General features: G+C 52.2%; 16 protein-coding genes. 8 read left to right on the forward strand and 8 right to left on the reverse strand.

The window, feature by feature from the left end; translation table 11 throughout:
* Positions 1-30 precede the first annotated feature (30 nt).
* Positions 31-339 carry a YsaB family lipoprotein gene (locus AL515_RS00385; RefSeq protein WP_061066792.1) on the reverse strand — a complete coding sequence of 103 codons (309 nt, stop codon included), beginning with the start codon at positions 337-339 and terminating at the stop codon, positions 31-33.
* Between the two features lie 171 nt (positions 340-510).
* On the opposite strand from AL515_RS00385, the gene AL515_RS00390 reads away from it, so the two are divergent.
* Positions 511-1,506, forward strand: a complete 996-nt coding sequence (locus AL515_RS00390; RefSeq protein WP_061068777.1) for an acyltransferase — start codon at positions 511-513, stop codon at positions 1,504-1,506.
* 41 nt (positions 1,507-1,547) lie between these two features.
* Here the strand turns inward: AL515_RS00390 and yiaA are convergent, their stop codons facing one another.
* The 4 genes from yiaA to xylA form a co-directional block, all read right to left on the reverse strand.
* The gene (gene yiaA / locus AL515_RS00395; protein WP_061066793.1) at positions 1,548-1,985 is read right to left on the reverse strand and encodes an inner membrane protein YiaA; all 438 of its coding nucleotides are present in this window, start codon (positions 1,983-1,985) and stop codon (positions 1,548-1,550) included.
* Positions 1,986-2,354, reverse strand: coding sequence for an inner membrane protein YiaB (yiaB, locus tag AL515_RS00400; protein WP_061066794.1), 369 nt, complete (start codon positions 2,352-2,354; stop codon positions 1,986-1,988).
* Between the two features lie 167 nt (positions 2,355-2,521).
* Complete coding sequence (gene xylB, locus AL515_RS00405) at positions 2,522-3,976, reverse strand: xylulokinase (RefSeq protein ID WP_061066795.1); 1,455 nt, start codon at positions 3,974-3,976, stop codon at positions 2,522-2,524.
* 72 nt (positions 3,977-4,048) lie between these two features.
* The gene (gene xylA, locus AL515_RS00410; protein WP_048213670.1) at positions 4,049-5,371 is read right to left on the reverse strand and encodes a xylose isomerase; all 1,323 of its coding nucleotides are present in this window, start codon (positions 5,369-5,371) and stop codon (positions 4,049-4,051) included.
* A 359-nt stretch (positions 5,372-5,730) separates the two neighbouring features.
* On the opposite strand from xylA, the gene xylR reads away from it, so the two are divergent.
* Complete coding sequence (xylR, locus tag AL515_RS00420) at positions 5,731-6,909, forward strand: D-xylose utilization transcriptional activator XylR (protein WP_061066796.1); 1,179 nt, start codon at positions 5,731-5,733, stop codon at positions 6,907-6,909.
* A 90-nt stretch (positions 6,910-6,999) separates the two neighbouring features.
* Here xylR and AL515_RS00425 read toward each other — a convergent pair whose 3' ends face one another.
* On the reverse strand, positions 7,000-7,824 hold the full coding sequence (locus AL515_RS00425; RefSeq protein ID WP_061066797.1) for a protein bax: 825 nt from the start codon (positions 7,822-7,824) through the stop codon (positions 7,000-7,002).
* Between the two features lie 316 nt (positions 7,825-8,140).
* Between AL515_RS00425 and malS the strand changes: the two genes are divergently transcribed.
* Both malS and avtA read left to right on the forward strand, forming a co-directional pair.
* Positions 8,141-10,171 carry an alpha-amylase gene (gene malS / locus AL515_RS00430; RefSeq protein ID WP_061066798.1) on the forward strand — a complete coding sequence of 677 codons (2,031 nt, stop codon included), beginning with the start codon at positions 8,141-8,143 and terminating at the stop codon, positions 10,169-10,171.
* Positions 10,172-10,347: 176 nt separating this feature from the next.
* Entirely contained in the window at positions 10,348-11,598 is a 1,251-nt protein-coding gene (gene avtA, locus AL515_RS00435) for a valine--pyruvate transaminase (protein ID WP_061066799.1), read from the forward strand.
* Positions 11,599-11,633: 35 nt separating this feature from the next.
* On the opposite strand, the gene AL515_RS00440 is transcribed toward avtA, so the two are convergent.
* Together AL515_RS00440 and yiaJ are read right to left on the reverse strand one after the other, a co-directional pair.
* A complete protein-coding gene (locus AL515_RS00440) occupies positions 11,634-12,107 on the reverse strand; it encodes a 4Fe-4S dicluster domain-containing protein (protein WP_061066800.1) in 474 nt (157 codons plus the stop codon).
* A gap of 117 nt (positions 12,108-12,224) precedes the next feature.
* A complete protein-coding gene (gene yiaJ / locus AL515_RS00445) occupies positions 12,225-13,040 on the reverse strand; it encodes an IclR family transcriptional regulator YiaJ (RefSeq protein WP_048213806.1) in 816 nt (271 codons plus the stop codon).
* A 217-nt stretch (positions 13,041-13,257) separates the two neighbouring features.
* On the opposite strand from yiaJ, the gene yiaK reads away from it, so the two are divergent.
* The 4 genes from yiaK to AL515_RS00465 are packed head-to-tail and all read left to right on the forward strand — an operon-like array spanning position 13,258 to position 17,029.
* A complete protein-coding gene (gene yiaK / locus AL515_RS00450) occupies positions 13,258-14,256 on the forward strand; it encodes a 3-dehydro-L-gulonate 2-dehydrogenase (RefSeq protein ID WP_061066801.1) in 999 nt (332 codons plus the stop codon).
* Positions 14,257-14,267: 11 nt separating this feature from the next.
* Positions 14,268-14,732: a YhcH/YjgK/YiaL family protein gene (locus AL515_RS00455; protein WP_061066802.1), complete on the forward strand. Its 465-nt coding sequence runs from the start codon at positions 14,268-14,270 to the stop codon at positions 14,730-14,732.
* Positions 14,733-14,745: 13 nt separating this feature from the next.
* A complete protein-coding gene (locus tag AL515_RS00460) occupies positions 14,746-15,678 on the forward strand; it encodes a DUF4862 family protein (RefSeq protein WP_061066803.1) in 933 nt (310 codons plus the stop codon).
* A 31-nt stretch (positions 15,679-15,709) separates the two neighbouring features.
* Positions 15,710-17,029: an MFS transporter gene (locus AL515_RS00465; RefSeq protein WP_003837687.1), complete on the forward strand. Its 1,320-nt coding sequence runs from the start codon at positions 15,710-15,712 to the stop codon at positions 17,027-17,029.
* Positions 17,030-17,118: the final 89 nt, after the last annotated feature.

Below are 17,118 nucleotides of genomic sequence, written 5' to 3' on the forward strand. Positions count from 1 at the left end.
ATACAGTACGAAACGGGAAAAAGGGGGAACTTAGCGCATGGAAAGGTGCAAAAACTGCCCGTCTGCGTCAAATGAGCAGACAAAACTCTCTTTGCGGAAGGTAGAACCGCGCATCTCATAGCTACCCTGAAATTGCTCAAGACCGGTGATAGCAATTTTCTGGGCACCCGTATTATAAAGCTCCGATGCTTCACTTTTGCACAATGACTCCATATCCAGCGAACGCGTGGCAGTAATTTTGCCCTTTTGCGCTTTCTGCACGGGTGTTGACGATTGTGGATCGGCGCATCCCACCAGCAGCAGCGTGAGGATTGCGGGAAAGAAATACTTCATCATCATTTTATTACCGCCTGGTTTGCTGGTCAGTCTTATTATTAGTGTCTGGGAACGGATCCTATTGTGAGAATCTCCCCAGGCCATCACAAGCTTTAGCGTAATAACTCGGATTAATCCAGTGAGCGATGTTCGCAAATACTGGTCAGACTTTTTTTAATGAAAACAGAGGAACTGATGCAGCCCAAAATTTACTGGATTGATAATCTGCGCGGGATCGCCTGTTTAATGGTTGTGATGATTCACACCACGACCTGGTACATCACCAATGCGCAAAGCGTCAGCCCGGTAAATTGGGATCTGGCCAACGTGCTCAATTCCGCCTCTCGCGTCAGCGTCCCGCTGTTTTTTATGATCTCGGGTTATCTCTTTTTCGGCGAACGCAGCGCCAAACCGCGCCATTTCACGCGCATCGCGCTCTGCATTCTGTTTTACAGTAGCGTGGCGCTGGCCTACATCCTGCTGTTTACCTCGATCAACGCTGAGCTGTCGCTGAAGAACCTGCTGCAAAAGCCGGTGTTCTACCACCTATGGTTTTTCTTCGCTATTGCCGTTATCTACCTGGTATCCCCGCTTATTCAGGTGAAAAATGTCAGCGGAAAAATGCTGCTGGCATTGATGGTGGTGATAGGCGTGATTGCCAATCCCAATACCGTCTCGCAAAAAATTGGCGGCTTTGAGTGGCTTCCCATCAACCTGTACATCAGCGGCGATACGTTCTACTACATTCTATACGGCATGCTGGGCCGGGCAATTGGTATGATGGAGACACAAAAGCGCTCACTCACCTGGCTCTGCGCAGCGTTGTGTATTGTCGCCGTGTTTGTTATTTCCCGCGGGACACTGCATGAGCTCCAGTGGCGAGGCAATTTTGCCGATACCTGGTATCTCTACTGCGGACCAGCGGTATTTATCTGTGCCGCCTCACTTCTGACGCTGGTCAAAAATACGCTCAGCACGCGCACTTTGCCGGTACTGGGCCTTATTTCCCGCCACTCATTGGGCATCTATGGCTTTCATGCGCTGATCATTCACGCGCTGCGCACCAACGGCATAGAACTCAAGAACTGGCCGCCGCTGGATATATTGTGGATTTTTAGCGCCACGCTGGCAGGAAGTTTACTGTTGTCCATATTGTTGCAGCGCATCGATACGCGCAGGCTGGTAAGTTAAAATGAAAAACCCCCGCTCGTTACCGAACGGGGGGCTACCGATTATTCCGTAAACTCTTCTGCAATCGCCACAGTTTCTTTTGAACGTTCAAAACCACCATCGCGAATGTTTTTCTGCACGGCAACTGCGCCAAACAGACTCAAAAAGAAAGCCAGACCGTAAAACCCTTTCTCACTGAGTAACAGGGTGGCGTTCCACAAACCAACAACCAGTAATGCTACCGCGATAACAAACGCGGCCAGGCAGGTTACATAGTAAATCGGCGTCGTAGGGATACCTTCATATTTATCCCGTACCGTCTTTTGATACGACGCAGCAGAAAACAAACCAAGCACCAACACAGCAAAGTAATACCCCTTTTCATTCAACTGTATATCCGCATTCCACAGCCCCAGCAGATACGTCACAATGCCGCCGAAAAGCGCTATCCATGACACAATGCTAAATGCGGGAGAATACGTTGAAGTTCTGTTATCCATTCAGAGTTCCTGTCCTTTAGGTGTATTTTCTGATGAGCGCAACAATAAAATTTGCCCCCATAAACAAATAAAGAATGCCGCTGGGTACAGCGCCTTTTCAATGGGCGCTAATGGAGCGTTCCACACACCCACTAGTAGCAATCCTATCGTGATGAGTGCCACCATCTGACACACAGAGGCGAAGCGTTCGTCGCTCTGATTGAGATTTTCACCACGCTGATAAACATATGTCACAAACATTCCCGCCATCAGCACGCCGAAAAAATAGCCTTTGCCACTCAATAACGGGCATGCCTGCCAAAAGCCAATAACGTAAATCAGCGCGCCAGAGAAGAATAATATCCAGGGCAACAGCCTTGTCGTCTTCATTGGGATCTCCTTATCCATCATGGATACAATATGAATAACCCGCTAAAGACAACACAGAAAAATGCCACTACGCCGGACTTTCAGAATAAATTCATGCACGCCAATTATTTATTAGATTGAAATATATATTTGATAAATCCCCTCTGTTTACCAGAGGGGATTTAGGGTCAGGACATCAGTGGTTGTAATTGCTGATAGATTCGGCGGAAGGTTTCTCGACGCTGTTGGTAAAGCGCATGACGCCCGGCGTCAGGATAATGCGCCTGCTCCAGCGTAAGCTGAGGCAACAGGTCAGATAATGGCCGTTGCGGATTGATGGCAATTTGCGCCAGGCGCGCCGCACCGAGTGCAGGGCCAACATCACCGCCGGTACGGTAATCCAGTTGCAATCCGCTGATGTCAGACAGCATTTGACGCCAGTATTCACTGCGCGCCCCACCGCCAATCAGTGTAATGCTGGCGGGCTGCACGCCACAGGCATGTACCACATCCATACCATCGGCTAAGGCAAATCCCACACCTTCCAGTACCGCTCGCGCCAGTTCTGCCGGACCATGCTGATGCGTCAGACCAAAAAAGACACCCTTCGCTTGCGGGTTGTTGTGCGGCGTACGTTCACCTGAGAGATAGGGTAAAAACCAGACCGGTTCAGCCTGCTCATTTGCCTGCTGTGCGGCATCAATCAGCGCAGGTACGCTTGCCATCCCGGTTAGTTTTGCCGCCCAGTCCAGGCAGGATGCCGCACTTAGCATCACGGACATCAGGTGCCACCGTTCAGGTAGAGCATGGCAAAAGCTATGGACTGCGCTTTCCGGTTTGCTGAGAAAACCGTCGCTGACCGCAAAATAGACCCCGGAAGTCCCCAGCGAGAGCATAGCCTGACCGGCATTCATCATGCCGACGCCAACCGCCCCCGCCGCGTTATCACCGCCACCCGCCACTACGGGAATCTCTGACATGCCCCAGGATTGCGCGACACCAGGCAACAGCGTTCCAGTAATCGCACTGCCCTCGTACAAGGTCGGCATATGTGCGCGAGTCAGTTGACACGCAGACAACATGACGTCACTCCAGTCACGTTTCGCGACATCCAGCCACATCGTACCTGCGGCATCCGACATATCGCTGGCAAACTCTCCGGTCATACGCAGACGCAGGTAATCTTTCGGCAGCAGAACTTTATCAACCCGGCTGAAAATGTCCGGTTCGTGGCGCTGCACCCACAGCAATTTAGGGGCGGTAAAGCCAGGCATCATCAGGTTACCGGTGATGGCACGCGATTGCGGAACCCGCTCCTCAAGCATGACGCACTCTTCAGCACAGCGACCATCGTTCCACAGGATTGCCGGACGCAGAACCTTCTGTTGCTCATCCAGTAGCGTCGCACCGTGCATCTGTCCGGCAATCCCCAGCGCTTTCACCTCGCGAAGCGAATGTTGCTGACCCAACGTTTTCACAGCCCGATCCGTCGCCAGCCACCACTCTTCAGGATCCTGCTCCGACCATAACGGATGCGGGCGCGAGACGGTCAGTTTCTCCGTGTGCGAGGCCACCACATCGCCCTGCTCGTTGAGCAGAATGGCCTTTACGCCTGATGTACCAAGATCTATCCCGATATACATAGGGTATCGTTCCTTAAAGAAAGGCCCGGTAGCGAATCGCTATCCGGGCTTACGGACGTACTCAGCAGTCCGTTATTTGTCGAACAAATAATGGTTTACCAGATTTTCCAGCAATTCCTGATGACCGCTCTGGTGCACCGGTGCCAGGTTATGTTGTTCAGCGTACTGCGCAATTTCCGTCAGCGTCATCTGACCTTTCAGAATTTGCTGGCCCAGCTCACCATTCCAACCGGCATAACGTTTTGCCACGCGCTGATCCAGGCCACCGTCTTCAATCATACGGGCCGCAATTTTCAGCGACAGCGCCATGGTATCCATCGCACCAATATGACCATAGAACAGATCGTATTTATCAGTACTCTGACGACGGACTTTGGCATCAAAGTTCAGGCCACCAGTGGTAAAACCGCCCGCTTTCAGGATTTCGTACATGACCAGCGCATTCTCTTCTACGCTGTTCGGGAACTGGTCAGTGTCCCAGCCCAGTTGCGCGTCGCCACGGTTCGCATCGACGGAACCAAATAGCCCCAGAGCAATCGCCGTAGCGATTTCGTGGTGGAACGAATGGCCTGCCAGCGTGGCATGGTTTGCTTCAATATTCAGTTTGATCTCTTTTTCCAGACCGAACTGCTTCAGGAATCCGTAAACAGTCGCGGCATCGTAGTCATACTGATGTTTAGTGGGTTCTTGCGGCTTCGGTTCGATCAGTAAGGTGCCCTGAAAACCTGTTTTGTGTTTATGCTCGACCACCAGTTGCATAAAGCGGCCAATCTGCTCACGTTCCTGACGCAGGTCGGTATTAAGCAGCGTTTCATAACCTTCACGGCCGCCCCACAGGACGTAGTTTTCGCCACCTAACTTATGTGTGGCATCCATGGCAGTCACGACCTGCGTAGCCGCCCAGCTGAAGACTTCCGGATCCGGGTTAGTCGCCGCACCTGCGCCATAACGTGGGTTAGTAAAGCAGTTTGCCGTACCCCACAGCAGTTTCACGCCGCTCTGTTCCTGTTTTGCCGCCAGCACATCCACCATCTGGGCAAAGTTATTTTTATACTCTTTCAGTGACGCGCCTTCAGGCGAGACGTCAACATCATGGAAGCAGTAGTAAGGCACATTCAGCTTATGGAAAAACTCAAATGCCACATCCGCTTTACGTTTTGCCAGCGCCAATGCTTCACCCGGCTGTTGCCACGGACGGTCGAATGCCCCCATACCGAACATATCCGCGCCGTTCCAGCAGAAAGTGTGCCAGTAGCAGGCGGCAAAGCGCAGATGCTCTTCCATGCGCTTGCCCAGCACGATTTCATCAGGGTTGTAATGGCGAAATGCGAGTGGGTTAGTGGATTTTGTACCTTCAAAACGAACGCGATCGAGTTGGTCAAAATAAGCCTGCATAATAAGCTCCATAATCAGGTAATACGGCAAGTAAACTGCGATACAGTCATACTGGAATTTCCTGATTTATTGCTCAATTACGTTATTTCACACCGCCATTAAGAGAATACCCAAATGTGCGCTGGCTCCCAAAAATGCACACTGAATAAGCAATTAAAAAAGCGATCGCGATCGGCTCTTCATCAATAAACAAAAAACCGTAATACACAGATAAGAAATGACAATTGTCTTCCTGGTCGGGGTGTGTGAATTTTGCGTAGCGTTACGCAAATAAGAAATTTGTCACGCTTCATCAAGTAGTCGCACCTGCGGTTTTGGTAGTATTGACAGGCCACGTTAACCTTTCAGGACAGGCTCTTATGTTTGATAAACGACACCGCATCACCCTATTATTTAATGCTAATAAAGCCTATGACCGCCAGGTGGTAGAGGGCGTAGGTGAATATTTACAGGCATCGCAATCCGAGTGGGATATATTCATTGAGGAAGATTTCCGTGCCCGTATTGATAATATCAAAGACTGGTTAGGCGACGGTGTTATTGCTGATTATGACGATGATGACATTGCGCAATTACTTGCCGATGTCGATGTTCCGATCATCGGCGTTGGGGGTTCCTACCATCTTGAAAGCGATTATCCACCCGTCCATTACATTGCGACCGATAACCATGCACTGGTGGAAAGCGCTTTTTTGCATCTGAAAGAAAAAGGGGTCAACCGATTCGCATTTTATGGTCTGCCCTCTTCCAGCGGCAAGCGCTGGGCTGCCGAGCGTGAATATGCCTTTTGCCAGTTGGTCGCCAAAGAGAAGTACCGTGGTGTTGTCTATCAGGGGCTGGAAACCGCACCAGAAAACTGGCAACACGCCCAAAATCGACTGGCGGACTGGCTGCAAACTTTACCCCCGCAAACCGGTATTATCGCCGTGACCGACGCGCGTGCGCGGCATGTTCTGCAGGCCTGCGAGCATTTGCATATCCCGGTGCCGGAAAAACTGTGTGTTATTGGGATCGATAACGAAGAACTCACTCGTTACCTGTCCCGCGTCGCACTGTCATCCGTTGCTCAGGGCGCGCGACAAATGGGCTATCAGGCAGCAAAACTTCTGCACCGCTTACTGGCGAATGAAGAACTGCCGCTGCAACGTATTCTGGTGCCTCCGGTACGCGTCGTGAATCGTCGTTCAACCGACTATCGCTCACTGACCGATCCCGCTGTCATTCAGGCAATGCACTTTATCCGCAACCATGCCTGTAAAGGCATCAAAGTCGAGCAAGTGCTGGATGCAGTAGGGATTTCACGTTCGAACCTCGAGAAGCGCTTTAAAGACGAGGTCGGGGAAACCATCCACGCCGTGATTCATGCCGAAAAACTGGAAAAAGCGCGTAGCCTGTTGATCTCCACGACGCTCGCGATAAACGAAATTTCACAAATGTGCGGCTACCCGTCGTTGCAGTATTTCTATTCCGTTTTCAAGAAAGAATACGACACGACGCCAAAAGAGTATCGCGATGTGAACAGTGAAGTGTTGCTGTAGGGGGAATTGTGCCGGATGACGGTTTCGCCTTATCCGGCCTGCAGAGCGGCTCACAGGCCTGATAAGCGTCGTGCCATCAGGCCTGTGGAATTACATATGCGCGGCGATTAAACGCTGGTTATCCTGGTACATCGCGAACAGATAGTTATTGTAACTCTGTCCTTTGGTGGAGTACCCCTTCAGCTTATGGATCATCGCGGTCGCTGTCACTTCCTGATCGGCTTTACGCAACTGCGCGCGCGATTTACGGAAGGAAGAGTATGCCGGATGCGTGTTCAGGTTAATGACATAGGCATTCACCGACTCTTTTACCGATTCAAACTGTGAGTAGCCTTTCACCTTACCGGGTGCATTGTTGCAGCGGCCTTTGACACATTTCATGCCAAACAGGTTGTTATTGCTACGCGCCAGTTTCGATGTGCCCCAACCGCTTTCAGCCGCAGCCATAGTCGCCACCATACTGGTAGGAATGATGTCTACGCGTTCAAGCAGCGTATTCCATGGAATCTTACGCGTGTTGCCAGACCAGCTCACCTTGTAGCGTTTCGCGATGTCTTTCATACGCGTACGCTCAGTCGGTGACCAGCGATTCTGGTACTGCTTTGAGATCAGCCAGTTACGGTCCGCCGTAATGGCAGCATTTTGACTGGTAATATAAGGCATAACCGTCCGGAGAAACGCTTTTTTCCTTGGTGTTCCGGAAGGGTATTTTCGCAAATCAGGAAGTGAACTACTCTTTGCACTATTGCGAGAATACTCTTGTTTACTGCTTACCTGTGTATTACTTGCCTTGATTACCTGGGGCTTATGACTCGTTGTCGCCGTGTGTGTCTTTGCCAGCACCTCACCCGAAAATGCAATGGTGAGTAACATAAGAATCATTGCCCCATATCGTCGAATGGGAGTCAATATCATTAGGTCTCCTGGTCGGATTTAAACATTCCAACACCTTATATTTTTCACAAAAATGAGAGATGAATCTCAAATCATATCAAAAATAGCCGTCAAGAGCACCCAAAGGAATAGTCCAATTCTGAAACTATGTCACGTACAAACCGTTCCGGGTGCGGTTAATTCGAAGAAAATGTGGAGGTTATCGCAAAATTAGGTCGTTTTTTGCGCGTGATCGCTCACCCTCATCTCTCATCCGGGCGGAATCGACGCTAAGGATGAGTTTCCGCTCTGATTTCACTGGCAAACTGGCGTAAATCGCAGCATCAAGGACAGCATTATGAAACTTGCCGCCGTTGCGCTGGCGCTGATACCCGGCATTGCCATCGCCTCATCATGGACTTCTCCAGAACTTCCCACCTTCGAAGCGGAAGGTACGGGTAAATTCGTCAGCCATGCAGCGTTGACGAAGGGTACTCGCCCTTTAATCCTGAATTTTGACCAACAGTGCTGGCAGCCTGCTGATGCGATAAAACTCAACCAGATGCTGTCGCTAAAACCGTGTGAAGGCGCGCCGCCGCAGTGGCGTTTATTCAAAGACGGCGATTACACGCTGGAAGTCGATACCCGCTCCGGCACGCCGACCCTGATGCTCTCAGTCAAAAACGCCGCAGAGCCCGCCACCGTCCAGATTCGCCAGTGCCCGAAATGGGATGGTTCGCCGTTAACACTGGACGTGAGCCAGACTTTCCCGGAAGGCGCCGTGGTGCGCGATTTCTACAGTCAGCAAACGGCAACGGTGAAAAACGGGTCGATTACCTTACAGCCCGCCGCAACCAGTAACGGGCTATTGCTGCTGGAACGGGCAGAAACCGATGCCCCCGCCGCCTTCGACTGGCATAACGCCACGGTATATTTCGTCCTGACGGACCGCTTTGTGAATGGTAATCCGAGCAACGACCACAGCTACGGACGTCGCAACGATGGCATGCAGGAAATTGGCACTTTCCACGGTGGCGATTTGCGCGGGCTCACCAGTAAACTCGACTACCTGCAACAACTGGGCGTCAACGCCTTGTGGATCAGCGCACCGTTTGAGCAAATCCACGGCTGGGTTGGGGGTGGCGCCAAAGGCGATTTTCCCCACTACGCTTACCACGGCTACTACACCCAGGACTGGACAACGATTGATGCCAACATGGGTAACGAAGTGGATCTGCGTGCGCTGGTAGATGGCGCACACCAGCGCGGTATCCGTGTCCTGTTTGATGTGGTGATGAACCATACCGGCTACGCCACGTTGGCGGATATGCAGGAGTATCAGTTTGGGGCGCTGTACTTATCGGGCGATGAGCTGAAAAAAACGCTCGGTGAACGCTGGACGGACTGGAAACCCGCTGCCGGGCAGAGCTGGCACAGTTTTAATGATTACATCAATTTCAGTGATAAAGCCGGCTGGGAAAAATGGTGGGGGAAAAACTGGATCCGCACCGATATTGGCGATTACGACAATCCTGGCTTTGATGACCTGACCATGTCGCTGGCGTTCCTGCCCGATCTGAAAACCGAATCCGCCACACCTTCCGGACTGCCAAACTTTTATCAGCACAAGCCGGATACGCACGCCAAAGCCATTGCTGGTTACACGCCCCGGGATTATCTGACGCACTGGCTCAGTCAGTGGGTACGTGATTACGGGATTGACGGTTTTCGGGTCGATACCGCCAAACACGTCGAGCTTCCCGCCTGGCAGCAGCTAAAAACACAGGCCAGCGCGGCGTTAGTCGAATGGAAGAAAGCCAACCCGGATAAAGCGCTGGATGATAAACCCTTCTGGATGACCGGCGAAGCCTGGGGTCACGGCGTCATGCAAAGCGATTATTACCATCACGGCTTCGACGCGATGATCAATTTCGACTATCAGGAGCAGGCGGCAAAGGCCGTCGATTGTCTGGCAAATATGGATCTCACCTGGCAGCAGATGGCGGATAAACTGCAGGACTTCAACGTCCTGAGCTATCTCTCCTCGCACGATACGCGTTTGTTCCGCGAAGGTGGAGATAAAGCCGCCGAGCTATTGCTGCTGGCGCCGGGCGCGGTACAACTCTTTTATGGCGACGAGTCGGCACGACCTTTCGGCCCAACCGGCTCAGACCCGTTACAGGGTACACGCTCGCAGATGAACTGGCAGGACGTTAGCGGAAAATCTGCCGCCAGCGTCGCTCACTGGCAGCGCATCAGTCAGTTCCGAGCCAGACATCCCGCCATTGGCGCCGGTAAACAGACCACGCTGACATTGAAGCAGGGATACGGATTTATCCGCGAACATGGCGACGATAAAGCCATGGTGGTGTGGGCCGGTCAACCCTGATCCCAACAGGCTTCTCATGCTCAACGGCACGGGAAGCCAGATTCAATATAAAAAACTATCCAGAAAAAAATCTGCAGCACAAAACATCAATTCTGCTCCGTGGGCCTGATTTGCACCCCGCCATAGGTAGCGCTATGGTTAGCCACTTTAATACTGAGTTCGACAGATCACCTGCTATGACATTCTCACTTTTTGGCAACAAATTTACCCGCCATTCAGGCATCACACGCCTGATGGAGGACCTCAACGACGGCTTACGCACCCCAGGCGCTATCATGCTCGGTGGCGGTAATCCGGCGCAAATACCAGAGATGCAAAATTACTTTCAGTCTCTGCTGGCAGAAATGCTGGAAAACGGCAAAGCCACTGATGCGCTTTGTAATTATGACGGTCCACAAGGTAAAACCGAGCTACTGTCTGAGCTGGCGAAATTACTACGTGAGAAGCAGGGCTGGGATATCGAACCACAAAATATTGCACTGACAAATGGCAGTCAGAGCGCGTTTTTCTACTTATTCAACCTCTTCGCCGGACGTCGCGCCGATGGAACCACCCGAAAAGTGTTGTTCCCGTTGGCCCCGGAATATATTGGCTATGCCGATTCCGGCCTGGAAGAAGATCTCTTTGTCTCAGCACGCCCAAACATCGAACTGTTACCGGAAGGTCAGTTTAAGTATCACGTTGATTTTGAACACCTGCACATCGGTGAAGAGACGGGCATGATCTGCGTGTCACGTCCGACCAACCCAACCGGCAATGTGATCACCGATGAAGAGCTGATGAAGCTGGACCGGTTGGCCAACCAGCATGGGATCCCGTTGGTGATTGATAATGCCTATGGCGTACCGTTCCCCGGCATCATCTTTAGCGAAGCACGCCCGTTGTGGAACCCTAACATTGTACTGTGCATGAGCCTTTCCAAGCTGGGACTGCCGGGCTCCCGCTGCGGCATCATTATTGCGAATGAAAAAATCATCACCGCCATCACCAATATGAACGGCATTATCAGCCTTGCACCTGGCGGAATGGGTCCGGCAATCATGTGCGAAATGATTAAGCGCAACGACCTGCTGCGTCTGTCTGAGACGGTTATCAAACCGTTTTATTATCAGCGTGTTCAGCAGACTATTGCGATCATTCGCCGCTATTTATCTGAAGATCGCTGCCTGATCCATAAACCAGAGGGCGCGATTTTCCTGTGGCTGTGGTTCAAAGATTTGCCCATCACTACTGAACTACTGTATCAGCGCCTGAAAGCACGCGGCGTGCTGATGGTTCCCGGTGATTACTTCTTCCCAGGGCTGGATAAACCCTGGCCGCATACGCATCAGTGCATGCGGATGAATTACGTACCGGAACCGGAAAAAATCGAGGCTGGCGTGAAGATTCTGGCTGAAGAGATCGAACGCGCCTGGCTGGAAGGCTGATGATAAACCCGACCCAGACACGGGTCGGGCTATTTTCACAGCGGCTGGGAGCGTAGACGTTGTTTCTGGACGCTGACCGCATCTATACACTGCAACGCGCTGGTCGGGCAGGCTTCGACACACGCGGGTCCCGCCTCACGGTGCCAGCACAGATCGCATTTTATCGCCTGCACTCTAGACGAGCGGGCGACGACATTCATCGCCCCAAACGGGCAAGCCAGCATACAGCTTTTACAGCCAATACAACGCGCCTGTTCAACGAAGATATGCCCATGTTCACGACGAATGGCGTGCGTTGGGCAAACATTCGCGCAGGGAGCATCTTCGCATTGATGACAGGCGACCGCCGTCGTAAAGGCGTCATCTTTGATTACGCGGATCCGCGGAGTAAACGCAGCAGAAGAGACCGACGCGCAGTCCTGGTTTTGCTGGTGCGCGACGACACAGGCCACTTCGCAGGTACGACACCCAATACATTTTGCCGCATCCGCCATAATAAACGCGTTCATTGCCCCCTCCCTCTGCGTGAAAACCACAGAGTGCCAGAGAGATTCCCCCCGTCGCTTTGATCGGACAGGGGAAACGGTTAAATAGTGTCAGGTGCCTGAACGACGTCAGGCATGCGCCTAATCGCGAACGGTAAAGCCCAGCTCATTGGAAATGGCCTGCGCGGTTTCGCGCAGCGGCTTGAGTAAATTCTTTTCTCCGACCTGCTTGAGGCGCGAGGTAGAAAGTGAAATCGATACCGAGTACGGCACCCGCCCATGAATATCAAACACCGGCACGGCGATGCAGGAAACACCCAGCTCGTTCTCTTCCCGATCCATTGCCATGCTGCTTTCGCGGATCTGCGCCAACTCATCGTACATGGCCGGTAAACCAGTAATCGTATTGCGGGTCAGCGGCTGAATCAGATCCTGATGGCTCTGCCAGTAAGATTCCACATAGTCCGGATGACCAAACGCCATATAAATTTTGCCCATCGCCGAGCAATACAGCGGCATATGCTGACCGATATAAGCGCGGGTACGCAGCATGCCCGTCGTCGGCTCCAGCTTATAAATCAAAATCGCATGGTCGTCTTCACGACTGGAGAAGTTGATGGTTTCACCGGTGGCGATATTCAGCGCTTCAAGGTGCGGCGCAGCAACATGGATGATGTTCAGTGACGACAACGCCTTCTGACCCACGGCAATAAATTTGGTGGTCAGGCGATAACTCCCTGCCGCGGGCGCGGGGGTGACATATCCGCAGGATTGCAGCCCTTGCAGCAGTCGATGCACGGTACTTTTGTTCAGCCCTGCCAGTTCAGACAAATGCGCCAACGGGCACCCATTCGGATAGTTACTCAGAATCTCAATCAACATCAAACCACGGAACAGGCTCTGACTTCCGGCTGGCCTCTCTTTGTCTTGCGTCATTTCACTCTCTTTTGTGCCCATCGCTTCCGCTCCCCTTTTCGTCGCGCTCTGATGGTAGCGCAAAGTGTGTTTCAGTTCACGATCTGAACCGAAAAAACACAACTATTTGATTTTGATGATTTTAAAAAATAGACCACCCCGTTGATCTGTCAAAATTTGATCGCTATATTTGAAATCAGATTTCGCATAGTGAAATTTAGAGATAAAAAAGCGATCAAATTTAAACAAGGAAACAGGAATGAAAGTCACTTTTGAGCAGTTGAAAGATGCGTTCAATCGGGTACTGCTGGCACGCGGTATTGCCGTTGAAACCGCCGATGCCTGTGCCGAAATGTTTGCACGCACCACCGAGTCCGGCGTTTATTCGCACGGCGTGAATCGTTTTCCCCGTTTCATTCAGCAATTGGATAACGGCGACATCATTCCTGAGGCCAAACCGCAACGCATTACTAGCCTGGGGGCGATTGAACAATGGGATGCCCAACGTTCGATCGGCAATTTGACGGCGAAAAAGATGATGGACCGTGCCATCGAACTGGCCTCCGATCACGGTATTGGCCTGGTCGCGCTGCGTAACGCCAACCACTGGATGCGCGGCGGCAGCTATGGCTGGCAGGCGGCGGAGAAAGGCTACATCGGTATCTGCTGGACCAACTCCATTGCCGTGATGCCTGCATGGGGTTCTAAAGAGTGCTGCATTGGTACTAACCCGTTGATCGTCGCGATCCCCTCATCGCCAATCACCATGGTTGATATGTCGATGTCGATGTTCTCCTACGGCATGCTGGAAGTGAATCGCCTGGCCGGTCGCGAACTGCCGGTGGACGGCGGGTTCGACGATGAAGGTAACCTCACCAGAGAACCTGGCGTTATCGAGAAAAATCGCCGCATTTTACCAATGGGTTACTGGAAAGGTTCAGGTCTGTCGATTGTGCTGGATATGATCGCCACCCTGCTTTCAGACGGTTCTTCCGTGGCCGAGGTCACCCAGGACAACAGCGATGAATATGGCGTTTCACAGATTTTTATCGCCATTGAAGTGGATAAGCTGATCGATGGCGCCACCCGTGATGCCAAGCTACAGCGGATTATGGATTTCATCACCACCGCCGAACGCGCAGATGAAAACACGCCTGTCCGTCTACCGGGCCACGAGTTTACAAAGCTTCTGGAAGAAAATCGCCGCAACGGTATCACCGTTGATGACAGCGTCTGGGCCAAAATTCAGGCGTTGTAAGGAGTCAGAATATGATCTTTGGACATATCGCTCAGCCTAACCCATGTCGTTTACCCGCGGCGATTGAAAGGGCGCTCGACTTTCTGCGCACCACAGATTTTCGCAAACTGGAGCCGGGCGTGGTGGAGATCGACGGTAAAAATATCTTCGCGCAGGTTATTGATTTAACCACGCGTGACGTTGCCGAAAATCGCCCGGAAGTGCATCGCCGCTATCTGGATATTCAATTTCTGGCCTGGGGTGAAGAAAAAATCGGTATCGCCATTGATACCGGGAATAACCAAATCAGTGAATCGTTATTAGAACAGCGCGATATTATTTTTTATCACGCCAGCGAACATGAATCGTTTATTGAAATGATTCCGGGAAGCTACGCCATATTTTTCCCGCAGGATGTTCACCGCCCTGCATGTCATAAAACTGTCGCCACGCCGATCCGCAAAATAGTCGTGAAGGTCGCTATTTCAGTTTTATAAAAAGGAGCACAACATGAGCGTTAATAATGCCGGTTATATTATCGGTGCGTACCCCTGTGCACCCTCATTTCACCAAAAGAGTGAAGAGGAAGAGAAGGAATTCTGGCGACAGCTCGCCGATACCCCGGATATTCGCGGTCTGGAGCAGCCCTGCCTTGAACATCTTCACCCGTTAGGCGACGAATGGTTATTGCGCCATACGCCGGGCGACTGGCAAATCGTGGTCACCGCCATTATGGAAACCATGCGCCGTCGCGGCGCAAACAGCGCTTTTGGGCTGGCTTCCAGCGACGAAGAACAACGTCAAGCCTGCGTTGCGTATTACCGTCATCTGCAGCAGAAAATCAACCATACCAATGCGGCCCACGCCGGAAAAGTGATTGCGCTGGAGCTGCATGCCGCACCCAATGCCAGCAATCCAAATGTTGCGCAGGCCACCGACGCGTTTGCTCGTTCGCTGAAAGAGATTACCTCCTGGGACTGGTCCTGCGATCTGGTGCTGGAACATTGCGATGCCATGACCGGCATTGCGCCGCGCAAAGGCTTTCTGCCGTTAGACAATGTGCTGGAGGTCATTGCCGGATATGACATCAGCGTGTGCATTAACTGGGCGCGATCGGCCATTGAAGGACAGAACCCCGCCCTGGCGCTAACCCACACGCAGCAGGTCAAACGGGCTGGAAAACTGGGCGCGCTGATGTTCTCCGGTACTACTATCACAGGAGACTACGGCGAGTGGCAGGACTTACACGCCCCGTTTGCCCCATTCTGCCCACAAAGCCTGATGACCACCGACCATGCCCGCGAATTATTCGCCTGCGCAGAAGCCGAACCATTGCAATTTGCCGGTATTAAATTGCTGGAAATAAACGCCAATGCAGATGTGAACCATCGCGTAGCAATATTGCGCGACGGTATCGCCGCATTAAATAAAGCAAAACTATAAAAATAAAATACTACTCTACGAGAATATTAATATGAACATGACCTCTCGCCCTACACTCAAAGATATACCCCGTCAGCGCTGGCTGCGGATTATTCCACCTATTCTCATCGCCTGTATTATTTCTTATATGGACCGCGTCAATATCGCTTTCGCGATGCCGGGCGGAATGGATGAGGAATTAGGTATTTCCGCCACCATGGCAGGACTGGCTGGCGGTATTTTCTTTATCGGTTATCTGTTTTTACAGGTTCCCGGCGGAAAAATTGCCGTTCACGGCAGCGGCAAGAAATTTATCGGCTGGTCGCTGGTTGCCTGGGCGGTTATTTCCGTCCTCACGGGGTTAATCACTAATCAATATCAACTGCTGGTTCTGCGCTTTTTACTCGGCGTTGCCGAAGGCGGCATGCTGCCGGTGGTGCTGACAATGATCAGTAACTGGTTCCCCGACGCCGAGCGTGGTCGCGCCAATGCGATCGTGATTATGTTTGTGCCGATTGCCGGGATCATTACCGCTCCGCTCTCGGGCTGGATTATCACCGTTCTCGACTGGCGCTGGCTGTTCATCATTGAAGGTTTGCTTTCCGTCGTTGTACTGGTGTTGTGGGCCTATACCGTTTACGACCGTCCGCAGGAGGCGCGCTGGATCTCTGAGGCCGAGAAAAATTACCTGGTCGAAACGCTGGCCGCCGAGCAAAAAGCCATTGCCGGAACGGAAGTCAAAAATGCCTCTCTGGGCGCTGTGCTTTCCGATAAAACCATGTGGCAGCTCATCGCGTTGAACTTCTTCTATCAGACCGGGATTTACGGTTACACCCTGTGGCTGCCGACCATCCTCAAAGAGTTGACGCACAGCAGCATGGGACAGGTCGGTATGCTCGCCATTCTGCCGTACGTCGGGGCCATTGCCGGGATGTTCCTGTTCTCTTCTCTCTCTGACCGCACCGGCAAACGCAAGCTGTTCGTCTGCCTGCCGTTGATTGGCTTTGCCCTGTGTATGTTCCTTTCCGTGGCGCTGAAAAATAACGTCTGGCTGGCTTATGCCGCGCTGGTCGGCTGCGGCTTCTTCCTGCAATCGGCAGCGGGCGTGTTCTGGACCATTCCGGCGCGTTTGTTCAGTGCGGAAATGGCCGGTGGCGCGCGTGGGGTCATCAACGCGCTGGGCAACCTCGGCGGCTTCTGCGGTCCTTATGCGGTCGGCGTACTCATCACCCTGTACAGCAAAGATGCGGGGGTTTACTGCCTGGCTATCTCACTGGCTCTGGCCGCGCTGATGGCGCTGTTGCTGCCAGCCAAATGCGATGCCGGTGCCGCTCCGCTAAAGACACTGAATCCACATAAACGTACAGCGTAAAACAATGCCCGGTGGCGCTTCGCTTACCAGGCCTACAGGTAGCAACCGTCGTAGGCCGGATAAGCGCAGCACCATCCGGCAAAAATGAG

This window comes from Citrobacter sp. FDAARGOS_156, assembly GCF_001559235.2.
GTDB classification, from domain to species: Bacteria; Pseudomonadota; Gammaproteobacteria; order Enterobacterales; family Enterobacteriaceae; genus Citrobacter; species Citrobacter youngae.

Coding starts and splice junctions, on each gene's coding strand:
- AL515_RS00465 (WP_003837687.1), top strand. CDS start 15,710: ATGAACATGACCTCTCGCCCTACACTCAAAGATATACCCCGTCAGCGC.
- AL515_RS00385 (WP_061066792.1), bottom strand. CDS start 339: ATGATGATGAAGTATTTCTTTCCCGCAATCCTCACGCTGCTGCTGGTG.
- yiaK (WP_061066801.1), top strand. CDS start 13,258: ATGAAAGTCACTTTTGAGCAGTTGAAAGATGCGTTCAATCGGGTACTG.
- xylA (WP_048213670.1), bottom strand. CDS start 5,371: ATGCAGGCTTATTTTGACCAACTCGATCGCGTTCGTTTTGAAGGTACA.
- yiaB (WP_061066794.1), bottom strand. CDS start 2,354: ATGAAGACGACAAGGCTGTTGCCCTGGATATTATTCTTCTCTGGCGCG.
- yiaA (WP_061066793.1), bottom strand. CDS start 1,985: ATGGATAACAGAACTTCAACGTATTCTCCCGCATTTAGCATTGTGTCA.
- AL515_RS00440 (WP_061066800.1), bottom strand. CDS start 12,107: ATGAACGCGTTTATTATGGCGGATGCGGCAAAATGTATTGGGTGTCGT.
- AL515_RS00425 (WP_061066797.1), bottom strand. CDS start 7,824: ATGATATTGACTCCCATTCGACGATATGGGGCAATGATTCTTATGTTA.
- AL515_RS00390 (WP_061068777.1), top strand. CDS start 511: ATGCAGCCCAAAATTTACTGGATTGATAATCTGCGCGGGATCGCCTGT.
- xylB (WP_061066795.1), bottom strand. CDS start 3,976: ATGTATATCGGGATAGATCTTGGTACATCAGGCGTAAAGGCCATTCTG.
- avtA (WP_061066799.1), top strand. CDS start 10,348: ATGACATTCTCACTTTTTGGCAACAAATTTACCCGCCATTCAGGCATC.
- AL515_RS00455 (WP_061066802.1), top strand. CDS start 14,268: ATGATCTTTGGACATATCGCTCAGCCTAACCCATGTCGTTTACCCGCG.
- xylR (WP_061066796.1), top strand. CDS start 5,731: ATGTTTGATAAACGACACCGCATCACCCTATTATTTAATGCTAATAAA.
- AL515_RS00460 (WP_061066803.1), top strand. CDS start 14,746: ATGAGCGTTAATAATGCCGGTTATATTATCGGTGCGTACCCCTGTGCA.
- malS (WP_061066798.1), top strand. CDS start 8,141: ATGAAACTTGCCGCCGTTGCGCTGGCGCTGATACCCGGCATTGCCATC.
- yiaJ (WP_048213806.1), bottom strand. CDS start 13,040: ATGGGCACAAAAGAGAGTGAAATGACGCAAGACAAAGAGAGGCCAGCC.